Origin of the sequence: Peribacillus psychrosaccharolyticus ATCC 23296 (genome assembly GCF_000305495.1) — a bacterium.
Classification (GTDB): Bacteria; Bacillota; Bacilli; order Bacillales; family DSM-1321; genus Peribacillus; species Peribacillus psychrosaccharolyticus.
Genome location: NZ_AJTN02000027.1, coordinates 1 through 15,790 on the forward strand (window position 1 = coordinate 1; position 15,790 = coordinate 15,790).

Here is a 15,790-nt window from a genome sequence, read left to right on the forward strand (position 1 = left end):
ATCATCATTCTTTCATATCCATACCCATCTCATCATTCATTTCCATGCCTTGCATTCGAGTCATCATCATTTTCATACCATTCATTTCTGTCATCATTCTTTCCATTGACATCTTCATCATCATACTCATTGCCATGTTTTCCATTTCCATTCCTCCATTACGAATTTTTAACTAATAGGATCAGGATGTATTGCACTTGTCCTACTTGATCTAGATTAAGTATATACCCAAATAGACTATATTTTAAAATTATTTAAAATATTTATTTATTTCGCCTATGTACTTTAATGGAATCACTTTTAAAAAAACCACAACCATCAATGGATTGCCCCTCATAATCAATCGATTGAATAAGAAAAAAATTTTTAAAAAAGGAAAACATCATACTAATTTAACAATAAATGAGCAGAATAAAAACAGCAGGTATTTACTCAATCATTTTACTTAATGATGAAACTTATTTGAATATGTAACGTATGCATAATAAAGGTGAGTGAAGGAGGTGTTTTTTTGCAGTATTTCTTTTTTGTCGGTGTCGTCTGTATCATAATCTCGGGTATTTCAGTGGGCGCATGGACAACTAGTCAACAGCAAAGAGCTACTTTTAACACTGAAACAACTGCATTCAGGAGATCAAGAACGAAAATAGCTATTTATTCTGGATTCCTAGGAATCCTTTCTCTAGCCATAAGCGGAATGATGTATTTAAAAAATACGATATGATTTCTGAAAGAAGGCAAAAAAAATGATAGATTCATTCCTTTTTGCCTTCTTTACTTTGTGTTGGACTGTAAAAGTCTGCAGACAATACTTGTTTCATTTAAGTACATCATTAGCAAGGCTGTATACGATGGCATCATCTGTTGGTGGATTGTGAAGACCCGCTCGAACATCACGGTAATGCTGCTGTAATGGATTTTTTTCAGAAAGGCTTCTTGCACCAACAATCCTCATAGCTAAATCAACCACATGGTTAGCGCTATTGGTAACAATATGCTTAACTGCGGCAAGCTCCGATCCCATTTGATTTCTATCATCCGGAAACTCTATCCATTTTCTCGCCACTGAATATAAGACTTCCCGTGATTTAAATAGTTCCAATTCTATTTCACCGATTTTTCTTCTCACTTCCGGTACATCCTTAATTGGTCCTGGCAGGCTCGTAGGACGATGTTCGGAGGCGAATTTAATGACATAATCTCGTGCTGAAACGGCTATGCCTAAATAAACGGCCGGTACTTGCAGGTACCACCCCTTTGGAGTTGGTTTTTTCACATCTTCTTCAACCAACAGCGCATCCTCCCCTACTAAGACATGATCCAAAATTAGATCATCGCTTCTCGTCCCTCTCATAGCAATACTGTCCCACGTTTCTTCTACGCTGACACCTTTTAGTTTATGATCAACTAGAATATATCCTTTTTGACCCGTTTGATTAACGTTGACAGTGACAATGGAGTAATTTAGCGCTTTGGCCATTGAGGTAAAGGATTTCCTGCCGTTAACCCGCCACCCTTTTTCCTCCTTGATGGCAACTGTAGTGGGAATAGCTCCTCTAGAAGGACTACCTGTGGCCATTTCGGTCTGAGAAAGGTTAATTAGTGCTTGTTCATTAACGACTAAGCCGCACACTTTCGCAAAAGTCTCCTCCTTCCAATTCCGGCTTTCGGCAACTTCAAGAAGTAAGCCCAACTGCCACCCCAAGGATAGAGCTGTAGCTGCATCACCTTTTGCTAGGCATTCTTGAATCTCCAGAAATTCCAACAAGTTAATACCTTTCCCTCCATACTCTTCAGGTACAGTAAGAGCCAAGAAGCCATTTTCTTTTAAATCAGCAAAATTTTCATATGGAAATCGTCCCTCTGAATCAATTTCAGTGGATCGGCTTTTAAATATGTTTGCTAATTCAGCTGCCCGCTGCAGTAGTTCTTGTTGTTTCATGAGTGTAAGTTGATGCGCTTCATAAGTCATCCTTAATAGCCTCCAAATCTATATTTTCTTATCCATAGAAAAATCCTCTTCTGATTTCGAAAGAGGACGCTAAAAAACTCTTTCTCATGTCAGATTCCCTACCCTGACTCTTGATAAGGATTTGCTGCCCATAGATTTGTTAGCCATTACATTAGTGGAGAATTATAATTTTGTCAATATTCAAATAATATATCTCAATTAGTAAAGATTGAATTATCCAAACATTTAAAATATAATGTTGACAAAGATTAATCCCTGTAATATAGTATGAATTAAATTTAATACTAATAGTTTTCTTATCTAGAGAGGTGGAGGGACTGGCCCTATGATACCTCGGCAGCAGACTGTAAAGTACTGTGCCAATTCCAGCAAGCTTTAAGTAGCTTGAAAGATAAGAAGAGACCTAGGTGTGTATTGTAAGCGTGCCCTCTTCTTTTCTTATGGAAGAGGGTTTTATTGTGTCTTCAAACCTGAGGGAGGTAATCAGATGAGCAAGCAAATTATATTAAATGCATTCGAACTAAATGGTGCTATGCACAATTCCCACGGACTGTGGAAACACCCTCAAAATCAGCGGCATCGTGGATATAAAGACCTCGATTATTGGATTCAGTTAGCAAAACTATTAGAGAAAGGCAAATTCGATGCTGTTTTCTTCGCGGATGTTCTCGGAATCTATGATGTTTATCAGAAAAGCAAAGCACCATCCATTCGAGATGGCCTGCAGGTACCCTTGAATGATCCCGCTCTCCTTGTTTCAGCGATGGCCAGTGTAACTGAGCATTTATCTTTTGCAGTCACGGTAAGCACCACCTATGAAGCCCCATTCAGCAATGCCCGTCGTTTTTCTACTTTAGATCACTTGACTAAAGGAAGAATTGCCTGGAATGTAGTGACCTCCTATCTGCCGAATGCAGCCAGAAATTTCGGGTTACAGGATATGATTAAGCACGATGAGCGGTACAAAATCGCTGATGAGTATCTCGATGTTTCCTATAAGCTTTGGGAAAGCAGCTGGGAAGATGGCGCGATTATTGAAGATAGAGAAGCCCATACGCTAGTTGATCCAGAAAAAGTTCATGAAATAAATCATGAAGGAACCTATTTTAAGGTTGAAGGTCCTCATTTAAGTGAACCTTCTATCCAGCGCACTCCCGTAATTTATCAAGCTGGAACCTCTGAAAGCGGTCGAGAGTTTGCTGCGAAACATGCTGAGTGCATCTTTGTAGGCGGTCCGACCCCGGAGAGAATTCGATTTTATGCCCATGATATTAGAAAACGAGCTGAAACACATGGACGAAATCCGGAAAATATAAAAATTCTGTCCTTTCTCAATGTGATTGTTGCTGAGACCACTGAAGCGGCAGAGGAAAAATATAAAGAATACAACAACCTCTGGAGTCCGAATGCTGCAAAAGCCCAGTACGGTGCCAGCGGTTATGATCTTGCAGAGTATGAAGAGTTGGATCCTGCCCTTCCCTTTGAATACACAAAAGCTACTGAAGGCGGACATTATAAAGCGGCAACACTCACAAAAGACTCTGCAAAAAAATTGACAGTTGGTGATGCACTTAACCGTTTTGAAACAATTGATCGCAATAGTTACATCGTCGGAAATCCAAGGGAAGTTGCTGATGCCATTCAATATCAATTTGAAGTGTCCGGTGTGGACGGATTTAACTTAAATCACTTAGTCACTCCTTACGATTTAGAAGCCTTTATTGATTTAGTGGTGCCCGTTCTGCAAGAGCGAGGCTTATATAAAAAAGAGTATGCCAATGGAACCTTACGTGAAAAGCTGTTCCCTCAAGGTGTCAGCGTATTACCCGATGATCATCCAGGTGCTAAATGTAGATTACCGCTACCTGTAAACCAAGAATAGCAGCTGTTCCCTTTTTCGTAAAAAGTGTTCTAAAACAGAATGGGAGGATAAACACCCTTATGATCTTACTGGAAAATATAACAAAAAAATTTCAGACTAAATCTAATGTAATTGTGGGTGTTGATGATGTCACGCTTTCAATAAATAAAGGAGAGATATATGGCATTGTTGGTTACAGCGGCGCAGGAAAAAGCACGTTGCTCCGCTGTATGAACATTCTTGAAAGACCCTCTTCAGGTTCAGTGAAGATAGACGGAACTGACTTATTACAGCTATCCAATAAAGATCTTCGTAAAGCAAGGCAGTCAATCGGGATGATTTTTCAAGGATTTCATTTGATTTCATCTAAAACGGTCTTTGAAAACGTCGCTTTTGCGTTGAAAGCAGCAGGGATTGAGAAAAAAGCGATTACCAAAAGTGTTGAAGAACTACTCGAAATCGTAGGTCTTAAGGATAGAATCAATCAGTTCCCTGCTCAACTCAGCGGCGGACAAAAGCAGCGAGTGAGCATTGCTCGGGCACTCGCAAATAATCCAAAAGTTCTTCTATGTGATGAGGCAACATCTGCATTAGATCCTGGTACAACAAAGTCCATTCTCACACTCTTAAAACGGATCAATCAAGAGCTTGGATTAACCATAGTCATAATTACTCATGAAATGGAGGTAGTGAAAGAAATCTGTCATCGCTGTGCCGTAATGCAGGACGGTAAGGTTGTCGAACAAGGAAAGACCTATGATATTTTTTCTAATCCACAACAACCTTTAACGAAAACGTTCATTCAAACCGTTTTAAATTTCGACCTGCCTCCTAAGCTGCTGCAAACGATTCATGGTCAATTGATAAAGCTTCAATTTTGCGGGGATATGGCCGCTGAAGCAGTTGTCTCGGATATGCTGCAAACATTTGAGGTTCAAGGAAATATTCTTCACGGAAAGATTGAATATATTCAAGATACTCCACTGGGAATCTTCATTATGGAGATAAAAGGTGAAAAACAGGAACTCGATAACGCCCTTACTTATCTTCGCCAGCGTGTAAATAAAGTAGAGGTGATTGTGGCATGAATAGCCTAATTGAGCTAATCCCTGAACTAAACCAAGCTTTTTTCGAAACGTTATTGATGGTCGGCATAGCTTTAGCAATTGCCATTCTTTTAGGCCTTCCACTGGGCATCCTCTTATATGTTACCGACCAAGGCCTATTTTTAGAAAATAAATTCATTAAGCGTGTGGTTGGAATCATTATTAATTTAATCAGATCGGTACCCTTTATCATTCTATTAGTTTTCTTACTGCCACTCACACAGTTGCTCGTGAATACAACAATCGGTCCACTCGCAGCTTCCGTATCGCTATCTGTAGCAGCCATTCCTTATTATGCAAGGATTGTAGAGTCGTCTGCACGAGAAATTGATAAAGGTGTAATTGAAGCAGCCGTGGCTTGTGGTGCCTCTCCTTGGTTAATTATCAGGAGTATTATCCTCCCAGAAGCAAAACCTGGATTAATTACAGGCTTAACGATCACTGCAATCAGCCTAATCGGTTATTCCGCTATGGCCGGAACAATCGGCGGAGGTGGAATTGGGGATTTAGCTATTCGCTATGGGTATTACCGCTATGATAATACGGTCATGTTCACCACAGTTATTTTGCTAATCGTAATCGTACAATTTGTTCAATACTTAGGTGACTTCATAGCAAAAACAGTTAACAGACGATAGGGAGTGTGGAAAATGAAAAGACTAAATATTTTATTTTTATCCGCTTTATTAGTAGTTGTTTTGTCCGCTTGTGGAACAGATGATCGTTCTGGTGCCGCAACAAAAAAAGAGCTTGTACTTGGCGCAACCATTCCTTACAGTGATATGCTCGAAAAAGGTGTGAAGCCTTATTTAGAGAAAAAAGGATATCGCGTAACCATAAAAGAATTCAACGATTATGTACAGCCAAATCTCGCTCTAAACAGCGGCTCATTGGATGCCAATCTATTTCAGCATAAAGTATACATGGATGCCTTTGCCAAAGAAAATAATTTGAAATTAACTAGTGTGATTACAGTGCCCACAGCTCCAATCGGCATTTATTCAAATAAGTATAAAACACTGGACGAAATTGAAGATGGGAGCACAGTAACGCTTGCCAATGACCCTACTAACTTATCCCGTGGTTTAACTGTTTTTAGAGATAATGGATTAATAGAGATAGACAATGCAGCGGATCCACTCCGGTCTTCTTTAAAAGATATAACCAATAATCCTAAAAACCTTAAATTCAAGCCAGTCGAAGCTGCACAACTTCCAAGAACACTTGAATCAGTCGATTTAGCAGCCGTCAATGGTAACTTTGCCATAGCAGCCGGGCTGGATTTAACAAAAGCTCTAGCAAAAGACATCCTACCTGAAGACATTCACAACCGCATCGTTGTATTAACAAAAAATAAAGATGAACAATTAGTAAAGGACATCAAAGAAGCAGTAGAATCTGATTCATTTAAAAAAGTAATCGATGAGGATTTCCAAGGATTTCATACACCCGATTGGATGAACAAATAAGAAGGGCAATCATGATTAGGCTGTCGAGAGAGATTCGACAGCCTTTTTGGTTTAGCTCCACTTTCCCAGCACCCCTCTTAAGCGCCAGCCAAGGCAGTTACACGCATTGCTTCTTAGTACAAGCCCCAAAGATAGGGCCAAATGTTTCGGGGACGGGTATATTAACAGATAACATTCTCCTCAAAATCAACAATCCATGTACTGTCCTCTTTTTTTATGCCAAATGAGTACTAACCTTAAACTTCTTCTTGACGTTAAAGTTATGCGTTGTATAATAAAGAGTTTCATCGGTCACAAAACTATACGTGGATTATAAATAGATAGAAAGAGGAGAAGTCATTATGTGGTTTGTTTTTGCCCTGCTCACAGCACTTGCTTGGGGCGGCGCGGATTTATTTTATAAAAAAGGAACAGATAGTAATGATAAGCTCAGCCATATTAAAATCATCATTATGGTTGGTTTGGTTATGGGTATCCATGCAACAGGGTATCTATTATTCAAAGGGATAACTTTTCATCCTATCGATTTACTCACTTATTTACCTGTATCTGGCCTCTACATTTTGTCGATGGCAATTGGTTATATCGGGTTAAGATATTTGGAGCTTTCCATTGCCTCACCTATCCAAAATTCTTCTGGCGCTGTTACAGCGATTTTAATCTTTATCTTCTTTACCCATGAATTAGGCGTTATTGAAGTATTAGGACTCATAATTATCACCTTAGGCGTGATTGGAATCGCGGTTTTAGAAAAAAAGGCCGAAAACGAAGCCCTTCAAAATCGGTCTGTTGAAATTGATAAAAAATATAAAATTGGCTTTATGGCCATTATTTTCCCTATTCTTTATGCTTTTATTGATGGACTAGGAACCTTTGCCGATGCCATTTACTTAGATGAATTAAATCTGATCAGCGAAGATTCGGCACTTCTAGCCTATGAATATACCTTCTTCATTTGTGCTGTATTATCGTTTGGATACCTTAAATTAATCAAAAAAGAATCATTCAACGTATTTACCGAACGAGATAAAGCATCGGCTGCCATCCTTGAAACGATTGGCCAATTCTTTTATGTCTTTGCGATGGCAAAAAACGCAATCATCGCTGCACCGCTTATTGCATCATATAGTATCTTCTCTGTCATCCTATCGCATATATTCCTTAAGGAAAAACTGAACAAAATGCAATATGCCATCATTATTATTGTTATTTTCGGAATTGCTTTGCTTGGTATTGCTGATGAGTTGTAAGTAAATCAATAATCAAAAAAGAAGCAGTGTCCATCGAGACACTGCTTCTTTTTGATTACTTTAAAACTATTTGGTGATGGCAGGTATTAGGCTTCTTGCAGCGTTTTCAGCTCACTTAAATCATGCTGTGTGCATTTTACAAAAAAATGCAACCATCTTGCATACATTGGAATACATCAAGAAGAAAAACATATACATTTGTATACACATGGAGGTGAGAATTATAGGAAACGAAGGATTTGGCGATTATCGAGACAAATTCACCCTTGATGGCGGTGCAAAAACATTTCGTCGAGGAAAAGTCATGAAATTTCTAAAAATACTAGAAGTGAAACGTGCAACTTTAAAGAAACAACTAGAAATTCCAGAGCTGAAATCCATTCATTTAGTTTTAGTAGGTGAACTAAAAGCCATTGAAACAACAATCGATGATTTTGTTGAATTCTTTGACCTTAATAAGGTTGAGGAAGTGGAGATAACCACAGAACGTTCCACTAGTGAGGGGGAAGAAAAAAACTGATGATCTCATAAAACCAAACGATTATCTTCATTTGTCTCATGAAAATACACCTATCAGCAAGAAATACAAACAATGAGGAGATGGGAAGATGGAGTCGCAGTCCAAAAAGGATTTTCCGTTATTTGCTTTGTTAGCATTAGCACTAGTTACATTAATTGTGATGATGACGGAGGTACTTCCAGCAGGATTATTACCTGAGATTTCTCAAAGTTTAGCCGTTTCAGAAGGGCTGTCCGGTCAATTAGTGACTGCGTACGCACTTGGTTCCGTTTTAACGGCAATCCCATTATCGATTTATACGAAAAAGATAAATCGCAAACGATTATTAGTATCATTGATTATCCTATTTTTATTATTTAATTCCCTTGTTGTCTTTTCACCATGGTTTTCCTTAACATTGATTGCACGCTTTATATGTGGAATTGCTTCTGGTTCTATCTGGGGGATGATTGCAAGCTATGCCTTGCGTATGGTGACAAACGGTGCTTTAAAGGGTAGAGGGATTGCCATAGCATCTCTTGGAACACCAATCGCACTTTCTTTTGGTGTACCTCTTGGAACCTATATTGGATCCACCTTTCAGTGGCGTTTTGCATTTGGATTAATGTCTATACTATGCGTCATTGTTCTTATTTGGATCATTGTAAAAATACCCGATTTCGAAGCTCAAAAAGAAAATAAGCATGCTTCATTCAAGGGGATTTTAACAATAAAAGGCGTTATCCCCTTCCTCTGTGTCGTCTTTATTTGGATGTTTGCACATAATGTTATATACACATATATTGCTCCCTATTTATCTCAGTATGGCGTAGCGAAGCAATTAAGTATCATTTTGTTTGTTTTTGGTTTGGCATCTGTTATCGGAATTTGGTTGATGGGTATGCTGATTGATCGACACTTACAAGTATTAGCATTATCATGTCTTGTCATTTTCGCTGCTGTATCACTTATTTTTATTCTATTACATGATGCAAAATGGCTAGTCTATATTTGCGTTATACTTTGGGGACTTTCAATGGGCGGCGTTCCAACACTTTTACAAACAGCACTGGCACGAACAGTCGGTGAGCATAAGTTGGATATCGCCATGCCTATTTGTACAACATCTTGGAATATAGCCATTACGTTAGCAGGCATCTCAGGCGGCTATATGGTGGAATCCTGGAGTGTAAATGCCCTGCCGCTCGTGAGCCTTGCTTTATTATTCATTACATTTATAATGATCATTTTCCTTAAAAAATCACCCTTTAAAGCTAACAAAAATATGACTTCCTCATAGAAATACGTTATTTGATCATACAAAAAAGCCTGTTCCAATCGAAACAGGCTTTTTGCTGTATTTTACTTAGTATTTGTAAACCCGCCATCGATGCGGATAAGTTCTCCGTTGATATATTCTGCTTTAGACGGTATTAGGAAGGTTACAAGTTCCGCAACCTCTTCCGGTGTTCCCAATCTTTTTTGAGGAATGCCTTTCGTTGCATTCTCTTTCATTGCCGGGTTTGCTTCGTAAAATGCTTTAACCATAGGTGTCTCTGTAGGACCGGGAGCAATTGCATTCACACGCAATCCGTCTTTTCCGTATTCAGCTCGATCAATGTTTCTTGTGCACTTTCTTCTGCGTATCCCGCAAATGAGAAACAGATGCAAAAAAATAACCGTTGATAAGCTTTTGAAAACCGAAGAAATGATCTCTATTAAAATATAAGACTGTAATTGATAAAACAACCAATAAGAGGGTTGAAAAACACCAAACTTAACAAAAAAACGTTATTTCCATTTTTCCAAAAAAATCACCCGCATAAGCACAAAAAAAGCTATGCATCGCATTAGGCAGAGGGCTTGAGAAATGAGCATTTCTCAGATCTTTGTCCATACGTTATGCATAACTTCATTTAGGAACCTATCGCTTTACGTTTTTGGAAGATTTAGCTTTCCTCATTTCCATTAAAACTCTCGAATTCATCGAGCAACACACGTACTTCGTCTGTTGATTTTGTGTTCATTAATTGATTTCTTAGTTCACCTGCTCCTCTAAATCCACGGACATAAATCTTAAAAAAGCGAGGAAGAGGCTTGAATGAACGAGGTTCTATTTCTGAATATTTATCGTGAAGGTCGAGATGCAGCCTTAAGAGATCAAGCAGTTCCTTACTACTATGTTCTTTTGGTTCCTTTTCAAAGGCGAATGGGTTACTAAACACGCCACGCCCAATCATAATCCCATCAACACCGTATTGATGAGCGAGTTTCAATCCAGTTTCACGGTCAAGGATATCCCCATTGATCGTCAAAAGGGTATTTGGTGCCACTTCGTCACGAAGTTTTTTAATCTCCGGGATTAGTTCCCAATGAGCGTCTACTTTGCTCATTTCCTTTCTCGTACGCAGATGAATAGAAAGATTGGCAATATCCTGTTCTAAAATATGTTTTAACCAGTTGTGCCACTCGTCTACATCTGTGTAACCAAGCCTGGTCTTCACACTTACTGGCAGTCCTCCTGCTTTTGCTGCTTGTATTAATTCAGCTGCAACTTCGGGACGACAAATAAGCCCGCTTCCCTTCCCATTCCCTGCGACATTAGGTACTGGACAACCCATATTGATATCAATACCCTTGAATCCTAATTCTGCCATACCTATACTCATTTCCCGAAATTTCTCAGGCTTATCTCCCCATATGTGGGCTACCATGGGTTGTTCATCCTCTGTAAAAGTCAAACGTCCTCGCACACTTTGTCTTCCTTCAGGGTGACAATAACTCTCTGAGTTTGTAAACTCGGTAAAAAACACATCGGGTCTGCCTGCTTCAGCCACTACATGGCGAAAAACAACATCCGTTACTTCTTCCATTGGTGCTAGTACAAAAAAAGGTCGTGGTAAATCACGCCAAAAATTATCTATCATAATAACATTCATTTCCTCTCAGTTGAAATACCGGGTTAAACGCAAAAATATCCTGCTTCTCTATCACTTATAGCATGCTTAGAGACTTTTAATCAAACTATAGTAAATTTTGAACATTTACTCTTTTATATTGAAGTACAAAGAAAGTATCAGACGTTTTCATACGTTTGTCAGGTACATGTTGTATTTAATTGACTGGCCACAAAGCTCTATCCTGCATCCATTTTCAATAATTAACCCCTAAAAATAGGAAGTAATAGATAGACAAGTCCTGCATATGAAAAAGACCCGGAATTCGGAAAAGGTACCTTACCGAAAACCGAGTCTGACTCGGAAAATGTATATTTTATGCGAGAAAGTTTACTTCTTTAACGTCAACTTCGCTACAACTTCCACGTGTGTAGTCATTGGGAACATATCAACCGGTTGAAGTTCCTCTGTTTTGTATCCGCCGTCTTCTAGAATACGAAGGTCGCGGGCAAGGGTAGCTGGGTTACATGAAATGTAGACCATTTTCTTTGGAGCCATTTCAATAATGGTCTTCAGTAATGCTTCATCACAGCCTTTACGCGGTGGATCGACAACTATTACATCTGCACTGTTACCTTGTTCATACCATAATGGAATGAATGTTTCTGCTTCCCCAATAGAAAACTTGACGTTTTCAACTTCATTAAGCTCAGCATTACGGCGAGCATCTTCAATTGCTTGTGGAATCATTTCGACTCCAAGAACAGACTTCGCTTTTTGAGCTAGGAATAATGAAATGGTTCCGATACCACAATACGCATCAATTACTGTTTCTTCTCCAGTTAAAGCTGCATATTCAAGTGCTTTGTCATAAAGTACTTTTGTTTGATCAGGGTTTACCTGATAAAACGAAACAGCAGAGATAGCGAATTTAACATCACCAATATAATCATAAATTACTTCATTGCCCCAAAGAACCTTTGTTTTTTCACCCATAATCACATTGGTCTTTTGATTATTGATGTTATGAACAATCGATTTAACATTTGGTAAGCGTTTAAGGATTTCCTCAACAATTTTGTTTTTATGAAGTAATGATGTCGATCTTGTAATTAGGACAATCATTAATTCACCTGTTGATTTAGCATAACGAGCCATAATATGACGCAGGACACCACGGTGGTGAATTTCGTTGTAAGGATCTATTCCGAGTTCACTGCAAATTTCTTTAACGACTTTAATCGCTTCATTAACCGCAGGATCTTGAACGATGCTTTCGTTAGTATCTACAATTTCATGGGTACGCGGTTTATAGAATCCAGCGATTAAATTACCGCCCTTTTTCCCGACTGGTACTTGCGCTTTATTACGATAATTCAAAGGGTTGTCCATCCCAATAATCGGATGAATCGTTGCATCTTCCAGTTTACCGATACGTTTCATCACTTGCTTAACTTGGTTTTCTTTGAACTCAAGTTGACCCGCATAGCTGATATGCTGCAACTGGCAGCCACCGTATTTATAGTTCTCTTCAACAGGTACTTCCACACGATGCTCGCTTGCTTCATATAATTCAATCAAACGGCCAAAGCCGTATCCTTTATTTGCTTTAACTACTCTAATTTTGGCTTTCTCACCCGGCAATGTATTAGGAACAAAGATTGGATAGCCATTTACTTTTGCTACTCCTGCTCCATCATGGGTTAAGTCCTCAAAAACTACATCTATATCATCATTTTTAGCTACTGGTGCTGTATTAGTCATATAATCTCCCTTTTCTTTTCAAAATACCTTTTGCTTATCGTATTTTAACATACAAAGCCCTTGAATCAAAACGGACTTCGTTTAACTATCACCAATTACAGCTCAAATACATACTATATAGTAAATTTTTCAGTACGCTCAGTGGACATGCGTATAAAAGCATCGCTGTGAGCTCAAAATAAAGAAAAATGTGGGGTGAGCAGATTGGGTATATTTCAAACTATCTCTGCCTGGAACGCAGCAAGATATGAAAAACATGTAAATTCAATGGAGGAAAAGGGGTTATGCCCCGATTGTCGTGGACGGGGTTTTGATTCCTATGCGCCGAATGAATACTATTACAATTCTGTATATGAATGCTCAGGATGTAATGGAAGCGGAACCTACCATGATTGGGCTGAACTTCAGACTCAACAAATGTAATCAAAAAAAATACGGGTCTTTCACCGTATTTTTTTAGTTAATTCCACAGTTTTTTGTTTCCTGGAAAAACTTCTTCAGTGTATCCGCAAATTCGGCTGATTTAGGATTCGTACTCCCTGGCTTATCAGGATCAATTATTCTTACCCTCGCATCTGGCATAGCACGTAAATAGTCCTTAGCCCCATCCTCTGTCAGCCCTACACTCTCCTCGCTTCCTTGTAGAATTAATACGGGACAATCAATCTTTTTTAGGTGTTTCAAAAAATCAACATCTGTAGAATCTTTTTCAATTCCCTTTAATGTTTCAAGCGTCATACTTTCTAAAACACGCCTATTTGTTGATTTAAGAAAGAAATCAGACCAACCTTCAGGTAAATCTTTTTGCATGGCTGGATAATCACCGATAATTAGTCCATTTATGCGGTCTACATGTGCAACTGCATAGCCTAACGCATAAGCAACACCACGGCCATACCCAAAGATGGCAAACTTATCTATTGTAATCCGATTAACGACCACTTCGATATCAGAAACGTGATGTTCTAACGTAAATCCACTTTCTGGAGCATCACTTTGCCCTCTTCCGCGCATGGTGACCACAAGTGCGCGTCTAGGTAAAAGAGCTTGAATTAAATCCTCATATTCCTCTCCAGTTTCAGCAATACCCGGAATAATGACCAATGGCGTTGTCTCCTTGGAGGGACCTGTATTATCTAAATAATGAATACGGATATCTCCGTTTTTCACCCAACCCTCAATCATGACTGACCCTCCTTCAAGAAATGACTTTAACCATATAATCATAGCTATGACCATATATAGTCTTTCTACCAACTTTTTGATACCCAAGCTTCTGATATAAAGCCCTTGCTCCTTTATTGTCTGCTTCCACATTTAATGACATACGTCCGTATCCTAGTTTACGACCATGTTTTTCTGCTTCAGCTATAAGCGTAGTTCCCAGCCTATTCCCGCGATGGCTTGGTTTTACACAAACTGTGTCAATATAATAATCTTCAGGCTCTGATTCTATATCGATCAGTAAATCTGAATTCCCTGACTTCATGCGTACTTGTTCAATCAATGGCCAATCAAGCTGCGCTGCTTCACTGCCATGATAAACAACAATCACTCCTATAATTTCACTGTTTTCCTCGATAACCAATGTGTTTTCATAGCTGAGCCGATTCTGTTTCTTTTTAAAAAAGGATGCCATTACTTTTAATATGGCCGCTTCCTCTTGTTCTCCCGTTAATGCTTGGCCAATCTCATCTATAGCCAGATTCATTAAATAAACAGCTTCTTCCGCATCTTCAGGAATGCCTGCTCTGATTTTCATTTTGCCGCCTCCATAAAAAATAAAAAAGCTGGCATAGCCAGCCCTTTAGTCGTTTTCGTGATCATTCTATTTCATCTGTTGTATCTCCAATTTGTACCCGTTGATTAGCTGGATCATCTTGAAGTTCACCTTCAGGAACAAAAACATCAAAGTGACGATATTGGTTAACAAATTCTGCAGGTGCCAGTCCGCCAAATTCACCATCCAGATTGAGCATCATTTCTTTCTTAGTTGTCACCTTAATCCGATTAGCTTTTACATAAATGACATTTCGATCATGAATATGCTCTCCGCGCATAGCTAGAGAAGCGATTCTGATAAAATCAGCAAGATTGGTTTTCTTGAGAATCAGCAATGTAAACATTCCATCATTCAACGAAGCATCAGGTGCTAATCTTTCGAAGCCGCCGACGGAATTGGTATTTGCAACAAGAAATAACATAATTTCGCCTTCATAGATCTTTCCATCATATTCGATTGTTACTTCCGTTGGCTTTAATGATGGCAGCATCTCAATGCCTTTAATATAATAAGCCAGATGTCCAAGCATTGTTTTTAACTTACTCGGTACATCATAGGTCAATTCAGTCAGACGGCCTCCACCCGCGATATTAATGAAATACTTTTCATTCATCTTACCGATATCGATTGGCATAGTATGGTTGGCTGTGATAATATCGACGGCTTGGTCAATGGACCGGGGTACATGAATAGCCCTTGCAAAATCATTTGTCGTTCCAACTGGTATAATCCCAAGTTTCGGACGATTTTCGGCATCTGCCAGTCCGTTAACTACTTCGTATATTGTACCGTCTCCACCGGCTGCTATTACTATTTCATATCCCCGTTCAATAGCAATTCTCGCTGCCTCAGTCGCATCACCTTCACCGGTTGTCGCATGACATGAAGCTTCATAACCCGCAGCTTCTAGCTTAGCCAGAACGTCCGGTAAGCTCTTCTTAATCGCTTCCCTGCCGGAAGTTGGATTATAGATTAACCTTGCTCTTTTCATTTCCATCATCCTATTGTATAAAATAAAATCATTTTCACTTAAATACGAAAAAAGTTATGAAGAACGAATTCCCCATTTTCTTTGTCTTGTGCCCGTAAAGATTATATAGCAAATTCATGGAAAATACTACTTTCTCACTTCGAACAGAGCTAAGAAATTATGCCGAAAAAACTTATAAATCGTGTACACTTTCTTTTT

At 38.9% G+C, this 15,790-nt stretch carries 16 protein-coding genes, 1 pseudogene and 1 riboswitch; of the genes and pseudogenes, 9 read left to right on the top strand and 8 right to left on the bottom strand.

The window, feature by feature from the left end; all coding sequences use genetic code 11:
- Positions 1-4 precede the first annotated feature (4 nt).
- A complete protein-coding gene (locus tag WYK_RS24780) occupies positions 5-145 on the bottom strand; it encodes a hypothetical protein (RefSeq protein ID WP_161629098.1) in 141 nt (46 codons plus the stop codon).
- Positions 146-511: 366 nt separating this feature from the next.
- Between WYK_RS24780 and WYK_RS03460 the strand changes: the two genes are divergently transcribed.
- A complete protein-coding gene (locus tag WYK_RS03460; RefSeq protein WP_040373212.1) occupies positions 512-724 on the top strand; it encodes a DUF5316 family protein in 213 nt (70 codons plus the stop codon).
- 93 nt (positions 725-817) lie between these two features.
- On the opposite strand, the gene WYK_RS03465 is transcribed toward WYK_RS03460, so the two are convergent.
- On the bottom strand, positions 818-1,972 hold the full coding sequence (locus tag WYK_RS03465) for an acyl-CoA dehydrogenase family protein (protein ID WP_040373213.1): 1,155 nt from the start codon (positions 1,970-1,972) through the stop codon (positions 818-820).
- Between the two features lie 293 nt (positions 1,973-2,265).
- Positions 2,266-2,370, top strand: a riboswitch (SAM riboswitch).
- 89 nt (positions 2,371-2,459) lie between these two features.
- On the opposite strand from WYK_RS03465, the gene WYK_RS03470 reads away from it, so the two are divergent.
- The 7 genes from WYK_RS03470 (at position 2,460) to WYK_RS03500 (ending at position 9,457) form a co-directional block, all read left to right on the top strand.
- A complete protein-coding gene (locus tag WYK_RS03470; RefSeq protein ID WP_040373214.1) occupies positions 2,460-3,854 on the top strand; it encodes an LLM class flavin-dependent oxidoreductase in 1,395 nt (464 codons plus the stop codon).
- A 59-nt stretch (positions 3,855-3,913) separates the two neighbouring features.
- Complete coding sequence (locus WYK_RS03475; protein ID WP_040373215.1) at positions 3,914-4,921, top strand: methionine ABC transporter ATP-binding protein; 1,008 nt, start codon at positions 3,914-3,916, stop codon at positions 4,919-4,921.
- The gene (locus WYK_RS03480; protein ID WP_040373216.1) at positions 4,918-5,577 is read left to right on the top strand and encodes a methionine ABC transporter permease; all 660 of its coding nucleotides are present in this window, start codon (positions 4,918-4,920) and stop codon (positions 5,575-5,577) included. The genes WYK_RS03475 and WYK_RS03480 overlap by 4 nt, the downstream gene beginning before the upstream one ends.
- 12 nt (positions 5,578-5,589) lie before the next feature.
- Entirely contained in the window at positions 5,590-6,408 is an 819-nt protein-coding gene (locus WYK_RS03485; RefSeq protein WP_040373217.1) for a MetQ/NlpA family ABC transporter substrate-binding protein, read from the top strand.
- Between the two features lie 341 nt (positions 6,409-6,749).
- A complete protein-coding gene (locus WYK_RS03490) occupies positions 6,750-7,658 on the top strand; it encodes an EamA family transporter (protein WP_040373218.1) in 909 nt (302 codons plus the stop codon).
- 304 nt (positions 7,659-7,962) lie between these two features.
- Positions 7,963-8,178, top strand: a complete 216-nt coding sequence (locus WYK_RS03495) for a hypothetical protein (RefSeq protein WP_152526396.1) — start codon at positions 7,963-7,965, stop codon at positions 8,176-8,178.
- Positions 8,179-8,266: 88 nt separating this feature from the next.
- Positions 8,267-9,457 carry an MFS transporter gene (locus WYK_RS03500; RefSeq protein ID WP_040373220.1) on the top strand — a complete coding sequence of 397 codons (1,191 nt, stop codon included), beginning with the start codon at positions 8,267-8,269 and terminating at the stop codon, positions 9,455-9,457.
- A 62-nt stretch (positions 9,458-9,519) separates the two neighbouring features.
- On the opposite strand, the pseudogene WYK_RS03505 reads toward WYK_RS03500, so the two are convergent.
- From WYK_RS03505 to rlmD, 3 genes and pseudogenes are all read right to left on the bottom strand, one after another.
- Positions 9,520-9,768: pseudogene (locus WYK_RS03505) on the bottom strand (SDR family NAD(P)-dependent oxidoreductase); the annotation flags it as partial.
- A 338-nt stretch (positions 9,769-10,106) separates the two neighbouring features.
- Positions 10,107-11,084: a tRNA dihydrouridine synthase gene (locus WYK_RS03510; RefSeq protein WP_040373222.1), complete on the bottom strand. Its 978-nt coding sequence runs from the start codon at positions 11,082-11,084 to the stop codon at positions 10,107-10,109.
- Positions 11,085-11,444: 360 nt separating this feature from the next.
- Entirely contained in the window at positions 11,445-12,818 is a 1,374-nt protein-coding gene (gene rlmD, locus WYK_RS03515) for a 23S rRNA (uracil(1939)-C(5))-methyltransferase RlmD (protein WP_040373223.1), read from the bottom strand.
- A gap of 204 nt (positions 12,819-13,022) precedes the next feature.
- Here rlmD and WYK_RS03520 point away from each other — a divergent pair, with 204 nt between their 5' ends.
- The gene (locus tag WYK_RS03520; RefSeq protein ID WP_040373224.1) at positions 13,023-13,241 is read left to right on the top strand and encodes a hypothetical protein; all 219 of its coding nucleotides are present in this window, start codon (positions 13,023-13,025) and stop codon (positions 13,239-13,241) included.
- A gap of 33 nt (positions 13,242-13,274) precedes the next feature.
- Here WYK_RS03520 and WYK_RS03525 read toward each other — a convergent pair whose 3' ends face one another.
- The 3 genes from WYK_RS03525 to WYK_RS03535 all read right to left on the bottom strand — a co-directional run bounded on the left by WYK_RS03525 (position 13,275) and on the right by WYK_RS03535 (position 15,592).
- Positions 13,275-14,003 (bottom strand): alpha/beta fold hydrolase, encoded by a 729-nt coding sequence (locus WYK_RS03525; protein ID WP_051387293.1) that lies wholly within the window; start codon positions 14,001-14,003, stop codon positions 13,275-13,277.
- A 13-nt stretch (positions 14,004-14,016) separates the two neighbouring features.
- On the bottom strand, positions 14,017-14,580 hold the full coding sequence (locus WYK_RS03530; RefSeq protein ID WP_040373225.1) for a GNAT family N-acetyltransferase: 564 nt from the start codon (positions 14,578-14,580) through the stop codon (positions 14,017-14,019).
- 61 nt (positions 14,581-14,641) lie between these two features.
- Positions 14,642-15,592, bottom strand: coding sequence for a diacylglycerol kinase (locus WYK_RS03535; protein WP_051387294.1), 951 nt, complete (start codon positions 15,590-15,592; stop codon positions 14,642-14,644).
- Positions 15,593-15,790 lie beyond the last annotated feature (198 nt).